The sequence below is a fragment of the Streptomyces sp. NPDC127119 genome (assembly GCF_042677425.1).
In the GTDB taxonomy this organism is placed as follows: domain Bacteria; phylum Actinomycetota; class Actinomycetes; order Streptomycetales; family Streptomycetaceae; genus Streptomyces.
This window is the reverse complement of the sequence record NZ_JBHXTO010000104.1, coordinates 1-14,271: the sequence shown is the minus strand read 5'-3', so window position 1 is coordinate 14,271 and position 14,271 is coordinate 1. Positions and strand designations below refer to the sequence as shown.

The window sequence follows — 14,271 nt, the reverse complement described above, 5'->3', positions numbered from 1 at the left end:
CCCGCGCGCCGTGTCGGGTCCGGCCCGCGCCGCTGTCTTCCGATGGGACATCACGCTCATGACAGATCAGTCGAGTTCGCCGCGTCAGCTCTCGCGGCGATCCGTCGTCGCCACGGGTTCGACCCTGCTGGCAGGGTTCGGCCTCGGCGGCCTGGCTCCCCTGCCGGCTGCCGCCGCCGCAGGTGGCAAGGGGCCGGCCGGGTCCGCCCCGCCCGCCGAACTCGCCCTGCACCGCCCCGTCACCGTCTCCTCCACGGCCTACGCGGCCACGCCGGGCTCCTTCGTGGTGGACCGGCTCGCCTCGCGGGGCGTCCGGGGCAGCGGCTGGCGGGCCGGGGCGGGCGACCCGCAGTGGATCTCGGTCGATCTGCAGACCCGGTGCGATGTGACGTCGATCCGGCTCACCTTCGAGGGCGACGCGAACGACCCGGTGTTCACGCCTCCCACCACGGGAAATCCGGCCAGTGGCACCACGGGCAAGGAGATCCGGTCGAGCTACGCGGTCGACCTCGTCGTCGAGACGTCGACCGACCACAGGTCCTGGACCAGCGTGTACCGCACGACGGCCGGCACCGGTGGCGTGGTGGACATCCAGCTCCCCCGGCCGGTTCCGGCGCGCTGGGTGCGGATGACCTCACGCAGACGCTCCAGCCCCAACCCACTGGGCCTGAACGGCTTCGAGGTGCACGGCAGCGCCGAGGGACACCGGCCGCCGGCCACCGGCTGGACGGACTGGGGCACCCGCACCGGACCCGCGCCGAAGCTGACCGTGGCCGACGACGGCACGGTGCCGCTGGAGTCGGGCTGGCGGCTCACCCTCGACGACTGGGCGGACGGCGACGGCGACAGCGGGAAGGGCGGGGACGGCGAGGAGCTGTCGAAGACGTCCGTCGACACCAGTCGCTGGCTGCCCGCCACCGTGCCCGGCACGGTACTGGCCTCGCTCGTCGACCAGGGCAGGCTCCCCGACCCGGTGGCCGGGCTCAACAACCTCCACATCCCCGAAGCCCTGTCCCGCCACTCGTGGTGGTACAAAAGGGACTTCGAGCTGCCGCGCGGCCTGCGCACCGGACCCGGTCGCCGGATCTGGCTGGAGTTCGACGGCATCAACCACACGGCCGACATCTGGTTCAACGGCCACCGCGTGGGCGAGCTGACGTACCCCTTCGCCCGCTCGGCGCACGACGTGACCAAGCTGCTCGCCGCGGGCGGCGGGGCCAACGCGCTCGCGGTGCGGATCACGCCGATGCCGGTGCCCGGCAGCCCCGGCGACAAGGGCCCCGCGGGTGAGGCCTGGGTGGACGCGGGCGCGAACCAGATGAACCTCAACTCGCCCACCTACCTGGCCGCTTCGGGCTGGGACTGGATGCCCGCGGTACGCGACCGGGCCGCGGGCATCTGGAACCACGTCCGGCTGAGATCCACCGGCCAGGTCGTGATCGGCGACCCCCGGGTCGACACCGTGCTGCCGAAACTGCCCGACGTGTCGGTGGCCGAGCTGACGATCGTCGTCCCGGTCCGCAACTCCGACACCACGGACCACCGCACGACGGTCTCCGCGTCCTTCGGCGACGTACGCGTCAGCAAGGTCGTCACCGTCCCGGCGGGCAGAAGCGTCGACGTCATCTTCGCCCCGGACGCCCACGGCCGGCTGCGGGTACGCGACCCGAAGCTGTGGTGGCCGAACGGGCTCGGGGACCCCGCCCTGCACGAACTGACCCTCACCGCGTCGGTCGACGGCGCCGAGAGCGACCGCCGCACCACCCGGTTCGGCATCCGCCGGTTCGGTTACGAGTTCGAGGTGCCGCTGCCGTTCACGTCCACCGGGGACGCGTACACCCAGTCCGTGACCTTCGACCGGCGGGACGCCCGATACGTACGCGTGAAGTGCCTGACCCGGGCGACGAGTTGGGGCAGTTCTCTGTGGGCGCTGGCCGTGTTCGACAGTGAGCGGGCCTCGACCGATCTCGCGCTGCACGCACCGGCCGAGGCATCGAGCGAGGACGGGGGCGACCGCGGTCCGGCCAACGCGACCGACGGCGATCCGGGCACCCGCTGGTCGTCGGCCTACGAGGACGACCAGTGGATCCGGGTCGACCTGGGCTCTCAGCAGTCGTTCGACCGGGTCGACCTGACCTGGGAGCAGGCGTACGCGAAGACGTTCGTCGTGCAGGTCTCCTCCGACGACGACACCTGGACCGATGTCACGTCGGTGGACAACGGCGCGATCCCCCTGCCCTTCGACAACGGCAACGCCAGTCTCCAGGTCGAGGACTTCGCGCCGCGCACCGCGCGTCATGTCCGGATCGCCTGCGGGGTGCGCAACACGAGCTGGGGCAACTCCCTGTGGTCGCTGGGTGTCATCGACAGCGCCGAGCCGGGCACCGACCTGGCCCTGCGGCAGAAGGCGACCGCGTCCACCGAGGAGTCCGACCACCCGGCCGCGAACGCCACCGACGGCGACACGGGAACGCGCTGGTCGTCGGCGTACGAGGACCAGCAGTGGATCCAGGTCGACCTCGGCTCCGCGAAGCGGTTCGACCGGGTGGCGATCGTGTGGGAGCCCGCCTACCCGAAGACGTACGTCATCCAGGTGTCCGACGACGGGGACACCTGGACCGATGTGAAGTCCGTGTCCAACACCCCCGACCCGCTGAGGATCAGCGTGAACGGCGTCCGGGTCCTGGCCCGGGGCGGCAACTGGGGCTGGGACGAACTGCTGCGCCGGATGCCGCCGGAACGGATGGACGCGGCGGTGCGGATGCACCGGGACATGAACTTCACGATGATCCGCAACTGGGTCGGCACCTGCGACCGGGAGGAGTTCTTCGCCGCCTGCGACGAGCACGGCATCCTGGTGTGGAACGACTTCCCCAACGCCTGGGCGATGGACCCGCCGGACCACGAGGCCTTCAACTCGATCGCGCGGGACACCGTACTGCGCTACCGGATCCACCCGAGCGTGGTCGTCTGGTGCGGGGCCAACGAGGGCAATCCGCCCGCCGCCATCGACAAGGGCATGCGCGCCGCCGTCGAGGAGCAGGCGCCCGGTCTGCTCTACCAGAACAACTCGGCCGGCGGGATCATCACCGGCGGCGGCCCCTACGGCTGGGTCGAGCCGGACAGGTACTTCGACCCGTCCACGTACGGCAGCAAGGACTTCGGTTTCCACACCGAGATCGGCATGCCCGTCGTCTCCACCGCCGCCAGCATGCGGAACATGACCGGTGACGAGCCCGAGTGGCCGATACGCGGCGCGTGGTACTACCACGACTGGAGCGAGCGCGGGAATCAGGCACCGCAGAACTACCGGGCCGCGATCGAGGCCCGGCTCGGGACGGTCACGGACCTGGACGACTTCGCCCGCAAGGCCCAGTTCGTCAACTACGAGAACACCCGCGCCATGTTCGAGGCGTGGAACGCGAACCTGTGGGACAACGCCAGCGGCCTGATGCTGTGGATGTCCCATCCGGCGTGGCACAGCACCGTCTGGCAGACGTACGACTACGACTTCGACGTCAACGGCACCTACTACGGGGCCCGTTCGGCCTGCGAACCGCTGCATGTCCAGGCGGACCCGGCGGGGCAGGTCATCGCGGTCAACCACACGCGCAAGGAGCTGCGGGGGTCCGCCGTCTCGGCGCGGCTGCTCGACCTGTCGGGCAAGCGGCTCGGCAGGGCCAGGAGCGCCCGGCTGGACGTGGCACCGGCCGCGACCGGGAAGGCGTTCACCGTCGGATGGAGCGACGACCTTCCCGACCTGCACCTCCTGCGGCTCACCCTGGAGGACGGCGACGGCCGTGAGCTGTCGCGGAACACCTACTGGCGCTACCGCACCCCGGCCGCCATGCGGGCCCTGACCCGGGTGCCGCGCGCGAAGGTGTCCTCGAAGGTCACCCGGGTGTCCCGGTCGGGAGCCCGGCACGAACTGACCGCCACCGTGCGCAATCAGGGCTCCGCCGTCGCCGCCATGGTCCGGCTGTCGCTGCTGGACGAGAAGACGGGCCATCGCGTCCTGCCGACCCTCTACAGCGACAACTACCTGTGGCTGCTGCCCGGCGAGTCCCGGACGGTCACGCTGTCGTGGCCCGCCCGGGCACTCGCCTCGCACCAGCCGCTCCTGACGGCGGAGGCGTTCAACTCGTAGCGCTGAAAGGCTGGTTGGGCGGCTACGCGTAAGGGGTCAGGAACTCCCCCACGGACAGGGCCCTGTTCACGATGCGCGTGTCGCCCATCCAGCCGTAGAAGCCCTGCCCGAAGCTCTCGTCGAACTGGGTGGCTCCGAGCACGAAGGGCTTGCCGAGGGTGGCGATGCCGGTGGACGGCTGCGAGGGATTGCGGGCGATCTTCGAGCCGTCCACGTACATCACCGTACGGCGGCCGTCGTTGACGAGGGCGATGTGCATCCAGCGGCCCACGGGCACCGCGTGGCTCCACGACGTGGGGTCGGCGTCCTGGCGCTGCGGATAGACCACGAACTGGAGGAACCGCTCGGGTGACAGGTTGAGGCTGCAGGTGGGTTCCAGCGGGGACCAGCCCGTGGTCTTGCCCGCGTCCCCGTTGCGGCCCTCCCAGCTGAGGATGCCCATCCACGAGTGATCGCCCTCGAAGGGTTCGGGCAGCCGGACGAAGGTCTCGATGGTGTAGCCGCGGAGGAACTTCTCGCTGTTCAGGGCGGCTCGGGCGGCGGTCGTCAGGATCGCGCCGCGGTCCGGGCTCTTGCCGCCGTCGAAGCGGAGACTGGCGTGCGCGGGCTGGCCGGGGTGGTGGTCGGCCGACCAGGTGAGCGCGTCGGAGCCGCTCGACGCCAGCCGGCTCACGGTCAGGTCGTTGCCGTTGCCGGTGAGGTCGCGCACGACGGCGCCGTTCGCGACGGGCTTGCCGGCCGTGCCGCCCGCGGAGGTCCCGGCGGCGTCGAACCGCCAGTACGCGACCGTGCCGCGCGGCATGACCGCGGAGGCGGGCCGCGGCTTCGGCACGGCGACGGGGGCGAAGCCCTTGAACCGCTCGTCGAAGTCGATGTCCAGGCTGAACCGGTCGGCGTCGCCGGTCAGTTCGATGGTCTCGGCCTCCAGCGGCGACCGCTTCTCCGGGTCCCTGGCGAGGAGCCACGGCGAGAAGGTCTCGACGTCGACGACCCCGCGGGCCAGGTCGAAGCCGTACGTACGGATCATGCCGGCGCCGCCGTAGTAGCGGTCCTGGTAGTTGGTGATGTGGACGTGGACATCGTTGTCGGAGTCGTTGCGCAGGACCGTGCGGCCCGGCGGCCAGTAGTGGCCGCCCAGCGCCAGGAAGATCTGGTCGTTGCCGCGGATGAGGCCGTCCCACAGGCGCTTGCCGTTGTCCGACAGCTGCGCCTTGCCGTCGTCGTCGGCCCAGGCGATGTCATGGGTGGTGAGGACGGCCGGCAGTGTGGGGTGCGCGTCGAGGACGCCCTGCGCCCAGGTCAGGCCCTTGTCCGAGATCCGCCAGTCGAGGGCGAGGACCAGCCAGGACCGGTCCGCGGCCTTGAGCACGTGGTACGTGTTGTAGCCGTCGGGCGAGGCGCCGCGGTAGGTCGGCATGGACTTGTAGCGGGCGGGCCCGAAGGCGGCGAGGTACGCGGAGTCGCCGCGCTGGTCGTCCCCTGAGTCGATGTCGTGGTTGCCCGCCAGGACGCTGTAGGGCACCTTGCCGTGGATGGTCCGGAAGGTGTCGGCGGCGCGTTCGATCTCGTCCTCGGTGCCGTGCTCCGTGACATCGCCGAGGTGCGTCATGAAGGCGATGTTCGCCTCGCCGCGCTCGGCGACCAGATGACGGAAGGCCTCCCGCAGCGGGGCGGGATCGGCGCTGTCGGCGTCGAAGAGGTACTGGGTGTCGGGCAGGACGGCCAGCACGAACCGCGGGCTCCCGGGGTCGAAACGGCCGCCGTGCGCGACGGAGGCGGTGGCGGTGGCGCCGGTGGGAGCCGAGCCGGTGGCGGCCCGCGCGGTCGCCTCGAAGGCGGCGACGCCCGCGCCGGCCACGGGCAGGGCGGCCGCGACGCGCAGCAGGGCGCGTCTGTGCAGGGGGTTCTGGGGTTCTTCCGCAGTCATGGACGCTCCGTAGGACAGGACCGGACGGGACCGGTCGGCAGCCCGTACGCTCCTCACCCGCCACAACCGGGCGATGGCGGGGAGTTGAACGTCTGTGGCCTGCCGTCCGGACGTTTGGCGGAGCGACCGTCCGGACGGCACCGGAGTCAGGACGCGTCGGAGGTCTCCGCTTCCTTACCGGCTCCCTTACCCGCTTCCTTGTCGGCTTCCTTGTCGGCGTCGGCGGCTTCCTTCTCCGCCATGCCGAGGAAGTGCCGGATCGTCCCGACGGGCATGTCGAGTCCGTCGGACGCGGACTGCTCGTCGCCGAACACCTGCACCGCCTCGGCGACGGCCACGGCCAGCTCGGCCTCCACCTTACGGACCTTGATCTCGGCCTTGTCCACGGTGTCGACCACCGCCAGCTGGCGCCGCTGCTTCTCCTGCAGCCGCTGCTTACGGGACGCCGTCTTGTCGATGTTCTGCGCAGTCACGGGCAAGATCATAAGCAACTGGGCGGGCCCGTACGAAATTGCCGGCTCGGCACTTCGTCGGTCCGCCGGAAGGCACGTCCTTGCCTACGCGGTCCGGACATCGGCCGTGTCTCCAAGAATGCGAATCACCCGCTCGCGCCATGAAGGGTGGAAGCCTTCCGGTGGATCGGTCGGCAGCGGAGCCGTCCGGTCGGGATCATCGCCGCGCGCCGAAGTCGTCCGAGCCGCGCCGGACCATGTAGCCCGGTGCCGTGTCTCGCGGTGTCGCCTCTCCCTGTGCCGTGGGTATCAGGGCGGGCAGCGCTGCGGAGCGTCGTCCGCCCTGACGGGCGGTTCCTCGGTGGAGGTGACTGCGGCTCATGAGCACCTGACGGCTGTGGTCCGGCCGGTGGTCGAGTTCGCCGACGCCGTGGAATCCGAGGACCGGGTTCCTACGGGTGTCGGCTCCGGTACCGCCCTCGCGCAGCAGCCTGCGGACTTCGCGGTGCAGGCCGAGCGAGCGGTACAGCAGGAAGCTGGCCCGGTGCCGTTCGGCGTCTGTGACGCGGAGCTGTGGATCCGCCGGGGCCCGGGGCAGCGGATCGGCCGGCGCCGGCAGGCCCCAGTCCCGTGCGACCTGAGCCAGCAGCTGGTCGGTGCGGCCGCACACGATGTGGACGTCGGCTCCCGCCTCGCGCAGCAGGAACTGGAGGGGCACGGTGCCCTGGTCCGGCACGTGCGCCGGATGTCCGGAGTGCATGACCCACAGCAGGCGCAGTCCGCGCAGTCCGTCGGACGGGAGCCCGGCCACGAGCCGGTCCACGTCGAAGTGGTCCCTGCCGCTGTAACCGATGACGATCACCGCCCGGTGAGCGCGCAACAGCCGGTACATGCGCTCCGTCTCCTCCGCTGGGAAGCCGGTCCGGATGCGGCCCAGCGTGGCGCCGAGTTCCCTGCTGTCGAGCGCATGGGCGAAGGAACCGTGGAAGTGGTGGACCGCGCTGTCGGGTACTGGCCTTCCCTGCCGGGTTTCGTAGGCCTGCTCGATACAGGTGTCGAAGTTGGCAGTCATGTGGCGACCACCCAGCGCGATGTGGTCGGCCGCGAAGGCGTGCAGCCGGTTCGGTACCGCCTTCCTGACGTCGTCCAGGATGGCGAAGGTGTCCGGCGAGCCCTCCGTGCGGGCGCGTGCCGCGGCGTCCAGCGCCGTCCCGAGACCGGGCAGTCGAGAGGCGGGCGGGCTGGTGCCGTAAACGCGCAGTGGGTTCGTGTGCAGGCCGGCGACCTGGTGGTACGTCAGCACCGTGGCGAGAGCGCCCGCTTCGAAGAAGGTGCCGAAGACCCGCCGGGTCAGCTCCGGGCCGCTCGGCAGGCTGGTGGGTCCCTCGACGGAGATTCCGGCTCCGGACCACAGCAGCACCTGGTCCGGCCGCAGTCCGGCGAGCAGCCTGGTGGCGTCGGCCACGACGGAGTCCGGGGCTCTCACCGCGGGACCGCCTCAGGGTGGACGCTGTGGGCCGTGGAACCGGACGGCGCTGCCGTACAGAAGACGAGAAACGCCAGGTCGGCTGCGACGGCGACTGCGGTGAACTGCGGCGGATGCCGGCTGTCGACCACGTCGGACCGTCCGAGTCCGACGAGGACCAGGCCGCGAAGGAAGAGCGCGTACGCCTCGATGTGGCGGTCACGTCGGACGTCGTGCACGACGACACCGAGGCGCCCGCACAGGGTGTTCACTCGCGAGTCCTCTTTCACCTGAGCCGTGCCGGATGATGTCCCTCCGACTGAAGCGGTTGCGGCCGAGCCGCGGCAAGGCACGTTTGTGTCCGCATCGGGCATCGCTGTATCCGGCGGCGCGCGGCTAGTCTCCGATCGGTGGCGCGACCGAGGAGGCAGTGGATGTCGAAGGGGCGCAACGGACCAGGAACTCCCGCTGGGATCGACCTGTGCCTGGCGGCCCTCCACCAGCGCGGCATCTCCGGGACCATGGCCGCGGTAGGCGCCTTTCGCACGGCCCACCCGGACTACGAGTTGTCCGACTCCATGGTCAGGTCGATGCTCAACGGCACGAGGGAGCCCAAGCCGGACTTCGTACGCCGGCTGGCCCGGCTGGCCGATGTTCCGGTGGCCCAGGTCTTCGTACACCTGGGCTGGCTGCCCCCTGAGGAGGCGACCGACCCCAGCGTGCTCCACCTGGTGCGGCAGTTGCGTACGGGCATCACGGCGGCCGGGCAACTGTCCCGGGAAGCGGCGGAGCCATGGTTCGACCGCGCCCCGGCGGCCGCCGCAGCGGCGGTGCTGACCAACGAGGACGGCGCCCGCCGGTACACCGTGTCGCTGTCGGCGGTCGAGGCGGGCCATCACTACCGCTGTGCCCTGATGGACGTCGCCGAGTTCCACCTGCGACCGGGGGTGAGGCCGCTGTCCCTGGACCGGGCCGTCGCCCTCGCCGACGGCGGACTGCTGCGCGGCACACTGACCACGGCCCGCCGCGAGGAGATGGCCGAGCACCCTGACCACTGGTCGGTGCGGCTCGAACTGACCGCGCTGGCCCAGCGGGCGCTGCAGTACCGGGGCGAGTACAGCTGGCAGGGCAGCCCCGGGGAGCGACTCTGGCTGGACGCGGACGACGGATACCGTCCTCGCCATCTGCTCGTGCAGGACCGCATCGCCGGAGTACGCCGGGAACCCGTTCCGGCGGCGGCCGGACGGTGGGCCGAACGGGCGATCCCGCCGATCGTCGTGATCGGTCATCGTCCGCTGGCAGGGGGCGCCGCCGCGCTGCTCGCGGAGACGCTGGGGCTGGAGTACGTCCTGCCCCGGTCCGGCGAGGAGATCGTCGCCGACGGTTTGTTCCTGCCGGTCCTGCGGAGCCCGGTCCCGGGGCGGGTGGAGGCGTGGCTGTCCGTGATGAGGCATCTGCGCACCCGGTCGGCGGCCGGTGATCCCTGGCCCGCGGTCGTCCTGACCCGTCCCTACGTCTTCGCCGGACTGGGACATGACGCCGATCTGCCGCTGGACGAGTTGCGTCGGCTGCCGGCCCACATCGTCTCCGTACGGCCCTCCGACACCACGCTGCGCTGGTGGGCAGCACGCCGGACGGGCTCGGAGACCGCCGGGGACGCGGAGGCGCGGGCATGGGTGGCACGGGAGCTGCGCGCGTACGACAGGATCGAGAGCGTGCTGAGCGCGAGGCCTGCGGATCGGACCTTGCTCATCCAGGTGCCTGAACCGACGAGCCCGTTGCGGGAGCGGGGCTGGGGCTGGCCGGACATCGTGGCCGACCTCCAGCCCAGGCTGGCCTGGGCGGTGCTGGAATGGCTCGACCTGACGGCCCATCGGCGGGGACCGAAACTCTCGGGGATGTTACGGCCCGGCCTGCTGTCGGAGTGGGCGCCCACTCTCCGGGACGATCCGGGTGTGTCTTCGCTGCTGCCCCGGTGAGAGGGCGGACGACCGGCCGGCGCCTCAACGGATGTCGTCGGGCTCTTCCGGATCGGCAGTCTTGCTGTGACCGGCGTGGTGCATGCTTCCCTCCCTTCTTTTCTGATCGGGTCCTGCGTGACCCCCGCGCCGCCCGGCAAGGCTCCCCTCCAGGCACCGGGCGGCGCGGCGGCCCCCGGACATGAGCAGAACCCGTGGTCCGGGGCGGACGACAGCCTGTTGCCCAAACCCCGGACGAACCCCGACAGTGGTCGGACAAAGTCGGACAGGGACGTGGCGTGCGCCACCGGCCCGGATGCCGTCGGGGGGGGCAGATGCCGAAGGAGCACAGCAGACGCCGTCGACACCAGGAGGAGTCCGACCCGGAAGCGATCGGGTCGGTCTCGGATTTCGCCCACCAGTTGACGCGGGCACGCCTGCGCGCGGGGCTCACCGTGCGCGATGTGGCCGGCTTGGTACGCATCGCGCCGAGCACGGCCGGCGACTATTTCTCGGGCCGTCATCTGCCTCCGGTACGGGCGACGAAACTGCTCACCGACATCCTTCTCGCCTGCGGTGTCGACGATCCCCACGACTTGGAGCACTGGCACGAGGCCCTGGTGCGACTGCGGATCACACCGGGTCGGCCCCGGGCCGACGCGCCTGTTCCCTACCGGGGACTGCGTGCCTTCGAGGAGGAACAGGCGGAGTGGTTCTTCGGCCGGGACGAGTTGACGGCCACACTGGTCGAGCGATTACGCGTGCTCGCCGAGTCCGGAGGCGGTCTGCTGGCCGTGGTCGGCCCCTCGGGCTCCGGTAAGTCCTCACTGCTGCGCGCCGGGCTGATTCCCGCGGTCCGCCGCGGGGTGCTGGAGGGCGATGCCGAAGTCGGGGAAAGCGCCCGCCCTGTCGTCCTGATGACTCCGGGCAGTCATCCGGCGGACGAACTGACCGCCCTGCTGCAGGCGGTGGACGACGCCGCTCCGCTGATCGTGGTGGATCAGTTCGAGGCACTGTTCACCATGTGCCCACACCCCGACGAACGAGCCCGCTTCATGGAGTTGCTGGGCCGGCAACGTCCCGGTCCCGTCGTCATCGGGCTGCGGGCCGACTTCTATGCGCAGGCCCTCCGGTTCCCGCCGCTCGCCGAGGCTCTGCAGGCCCAGCAGTTGGTGGTGGGGCCCCTGGCGCAGGAGGAGATGCGCCAGGTCATCGTCGGGCCTGCCCGCAAGGCCGGGCTGGAGGTCGAGAGTGGCCTGGTGGAACTGTTGCTGCGCGATCTGGCTCCGCGATCGTCACCGGGCGACGGCACCGACAGGGACGATGCCGCCCATGACCCCGGTGCGCTGCCCCTGCTGTCCCACGCCCTGCTCGCCACCTGGCAGGGGGCACCCAGCGGCCACCTCACTGTCGACGCCTACCGCAGCAGCGGCGGCATTCACCACGCCGTGGCCCGCACCGCGGACACGGTGTTCGCCGAACTCTCCGACGCACAGCGGGACATCGCCCGCCAGGTCTTCCTCCGGCTGGTGAACGTCTCCGACGACGCCCTGACCACCAGACGTCGGGTGCACCTCGCGGAACTGCTCGACCCGGACGGTCCGCAGGCCGGGGAACCCACCGCCGTCCTGGCCGCGTACGTCGAACAGCGGCTGATCACCGCCCACAGCGACACCGTCGAGATCTCCCACGAGTCGCTGCTGACGGTGTGGCCCCGATTACGGGAATGGATCGGGGCGGACCATGCCGGGCTCCGGATCCACCGGCGGTTGACCGAGGCCACACACCACTGGAAGGACGCGGAGCGCGACCCCGGTCTGCTGTTGCGCGGTACCGCTCTCGCGCTGACCGGTGAGTGGGCGGCCGACGCCGCCCACAGCGACGCTGTGAACGCCGACGAACGCGCCTTCCTGGACACTTCGTTGCGCCAGCAGGAGCAGGAGCGCCGGGCCGCCCGCAACCGCACGCGGCGGCTGTACCAGCTGCTCAGCGCGGCAGTGGTGCTGCTGCTCGTCACCTGTGGGCTGTTCCTGTACGCGCAGGGGGAGCGCGATCGGGCCGACCGGTCCCGGGCCGAGGCGGAGTCACGTCAACTGGCGGCGGAAGCGGCCCGGATCGGCCAGCACGACCCGTCCGTCAGTGCCCAGCTCGCGCTGGCGGCCTACCGAACGGCACGCACCCAGGAGGCGCGCGCGGGCCTGATGGACTCCTCGGCCTCTCCCTCGGCGACCCGGCTGACCGGCTTCACCGGGCTGGTCCAGGCGGTGGCCTTCGACAGCGCCCGCACCCTGCTGGCCGCCGGCTCGTCCGACGGCTCGGTCCGGTTGTGGAGCACCACGGACCGTGCCCGGCCCCGGTTGCTGGCAAGGCTTTCCATCTCCGATGAACTAGCCGTGTTCGCCGTCGCGTTGAGCCCTGACGGCAACACGCTCGTGGCCGGCGGCGGCAAGGGGCTGCTGCATCGCTGGGACGTCTCGGAACCACGTCGTCCGCACCCGCTGCCCGATCTGCCGGGCAGCCCGGACGCGACCGTCTACGCGCTGGTGTTCGCCCCCGACGGGAACGGTCTGGCCGCGGCCTGCTCGGACAACACGGTGCGGCTGTGGGCGAACGCACGCACCGCGGAGACAGCGGGCGCACCCGTGGTGTATCGCGGCGTCGACTATCAGCAGTCGGTGGCGTTCAGCCCCGACGGCTCACTGATCGCCGCCGCCGGACGCGACGGCAGCGCCCGACTGTGGCGTACGCACGGCAGCAGACGTACGGTCCCACTGGCGAAGCTGGGGACGTTCGAAGGGCCCGCTCTGGGGGTCGCCTTCAGCCCGGACGGGCGTTTCCTCTCCGTGTGCAGCCAGGACCGCACCATTCGGCTGTGGGACGTCTCGGACCCCGCACGTCCACGACGGTCGGCCTCGCCCGAGGACAAGGCCGACGGCTGGGTCAACGCCCTGGCGTTCAGTCCGGACGGAGCGGTGCTCGCCACCGGGGGCAGCGACGACGCCGTACGGCTGTGGGACCGCGCGGCCGGATACAACGCCGCCACCCTGCCGCACCCGGGAGCGGTGACGTCGGTGGCGTGGTTCGACCGGCGGACGCTCGTGACCGGCTGCTCGGACGGCGTCATCCGGCTGTGGTCGCTGCCCTCCCCCGTTCTGGCGTCGGCGCAGGGCGTCAACGCCCTCTCCTACAGCCCCGACAGCCGGCTGATGGCCGTGGGCACCCTGAAGCTGCAGTTGTGGGACCTCGCCCGGCACGAACGTGTCGGCCGGCCCTGGACACCGGGCGGCGACACCTTCGTCCAGTCGGTGACGTTCTCGCCGCGCGGCCGGATCCTGGCCGTCGGTTACAGCGACGGCCTGGTCCGCCTGTTCTCCTACACGCTCACCGGCGAACTGACCGCGAGCGGAAAGCCGTTCCGGGTGGCGAGGAGCGGCACGGTCGAGTCCCTGGTCTTCAACGCGAAGGGCACGGTACTGGCCAGCGGGGCCGACGACGCCACCGTACGTCTGTGGGACACCCGCAGACCGGACCGGGTCAGGGCCCTGCGCACCCTCACCGGGGCGACGGACGCGGTGCTGTCGGTGGCCTTCGCACCGGACGGGCGGCACATCGCGGCAGGCAGCATCGACCGCGCCGTGCGCGTCTGGAGCGTGTCCGGGAAGACGACGGACCCGCTGGTCACCCTGCGCGGCCCCACCGGTTACGTGTGGTCGGTCGCGTTCAGTCCCGACGGCTCGACCCTGGCCGCGGGCAGCGCGGACCGCTCCGTCCGGTTGTGGGACGTCCGCACCATCCGCCGTCCGGAGCGGGTGGGTCCCGATCTGACCGGCTTCACCAGCTACGTCTATTCGGTCGCCTTCAGCCCGGACGGCCGTACCCTGGCCGCCGGCAGCACGGACACGACCGTCTGGCTCTTCGATGTCTCCGACCCCAGGTCTCCCGACCTGAACGCGGTCCTCACCGCGGCCACCGGCCATGTGTACGCGGTCGCCTTCAGCCCCGACGGAACCACGCTGGCAGCCGGGGGCGAGGACCACACCGTCCGGTTGTGGGACACCGACGCGGACGCCACCGCCGACCGGCTGTGCGAAACACGGGGTGATCCGCTCACCGCGTCCGAGTGGCGCCGCTTCCTCCCCTCGGTCTCCGAGGTGCCCACCTGCCGGTGAGACGGAGAGCGGCGGCGACAGGTACCTGTGGATGCCGCTGGCACGACGCGCTCACTGCCCGGCCCGAGAGAAGGTGAGGCCCGGTTCGGAGTACTCCGAACCGGCCCTCACCTGCGACTGTCTCCAGTCGGGACGACAGGATTTGAACCTGCG

Annotated in this window: 7 protein-coding genes; 3 read left to right on the top strand and 4 right to left on the bottom strand. The window is 71.2% G+C overall.

The window, feature by feature from the left end; translation table 11 throughout:
• The first annotated feature begins 58 nt into the window (after positions 1 to 58).
• Positions 59 to 4,147 carry a discoidin domain-containing protein gene (locus tag ACFVH5_RS32125; RefSeq protein ID WP_385837233.1) on the top strand — a complete coding sequence of 1,363 codons (4,089 nt, stop codon included), beginning with the start codon at positions 59 to 61 and terminating at the stop codon, positions 4,145 to 4,147.
• Positions 4,148 to 4,169: 22 nt separating this feature from the next.
• Here the strand turns inward: ACFVH5_RS32125 and ACFVH5_RS32120 are convergent, their stop codons facing one another.
• The 4 genes from ACFVH5_RS32120 to ACFVH5_RS32105 form a co-directional block, all read right to left on the bottom strand.
• Positions 4,170 to 6,074 carry a LamG-like jellyroll fold domain-containing protein gene (locus ACFVH5_RS32120; protein ID WP_385837232.1) on the bottom strand — a complete coding sequence of 635 codons (1,905 nt, stop codon included), beginning with the start codon at positions 6,072 to 6,074 and terminating at the stop codon, positions 4,170 to 4,172.
• A gap of 146 nt (positions 6,075 to 6,220) precedes the next feature.
• Positions 6,221 to 6,547 (bottom strand): hypothetical protein, encoded by a 327-nt coding sequence (locus tag ACFVH5_RS32115; RefSeq protein ID WP_385837231.1) that lies wholly within the window; start codon positions 6,545 to 6,547, stop codon positions 6,221 to 6,223.
• Positions 6,548 to 6,743: 196 nt separating this feature from the next.
• Complete coding sequence (locus ACFVH5_RS32110) at positions 6,744 to 8,012, bottom strand: hypothetical protein (protein WP_385837230.1); 1,269 nt, start codon at positions 8,010 to 8,012, stop codon at positions 6,744 to 6,746.
• The gene (locus ACFVH5_RS32105) at positions 8,009 to 8,263 is read right to left on the bottom strand and encodes a hypothetical protein (protein ID WP_385837229.1); all 255 of its coding nucleotides are present in this window, start codon (positions 8,261 to 8,263) and stop codon (positions 8,009 to 8,011) included. Before ACFVH5_RS32105 ends, ACFVH5_RS32110 begins: the two co-directional genes overlap by 4 nt.
• Positions 8,264 to 8,425: 162 nt before the next feature.
• Here ACFVH5_RS32105 and ACFVH5_RS32100 point away from each other — a divergent pair, with 162 nt between their 5' ends.
• Together ACFVH5_RS32100 and ACFVH5_RS32095 are read left to right on the top strand one after the other, a co-directional pair.
• Positions 8,426 to 9,970, top strand: coding sequence for a hypothetical protein (locus tag ACFVH5_RS32100; RefSeq protein WP_385837227.1), 1,545 nt, complete (start codon positions 8,426 to 8,428; stop codon positions 9,968 to 9,970).
• A 314-nt stretch (positions 9,971 to 10,284) separates the two neighbouring features.
• Positions 10,285 to 14,118: a helix-turn-helix domain-containing protein gene (locus ACFVH5_RS32095; RefSeq protein WP_385837226.1), complete on the top strand. Its 3,834-nt coding sequence runs from the start codon at positions 10,285 to 10,287 to the stop codon at positions 14,116 to 14,118.
• Positions 14,119 to 14,271: the final 153 nt, after the last annotated feature.

Coding starts and splice junctions, on each gene's coding strand:
- ACFVH5_RS32125 (WP_385837233.1), top strand. CDS start 59: ATGACAGATCAGTCGAGTTCGCCGCGTCAGCTCTCGCGGCGATCCGTC.
- ACFVH5_RS32120 (WP_385837232.1), bottom strand. CDS start 6,074: ATGACTGCGGAAGAACCCCAGAACCCCCTGCACAGACGCGCCCTGCTG.
- ACFVH5_RS32100 (WP_385837227.1), top strand. CDS start 8,426: ATGTCGAAGGGGCGCAACGGACCAGGAACTCCCGCTGGGATCGACCTG.
- ACFVH5_RS32095 (WP_385837226.1), top strand. CDS start 10,285: ATGCCGAAGGAGCACAGCAGACGCCGTCGACACCAGGAGGAGTCCGAC.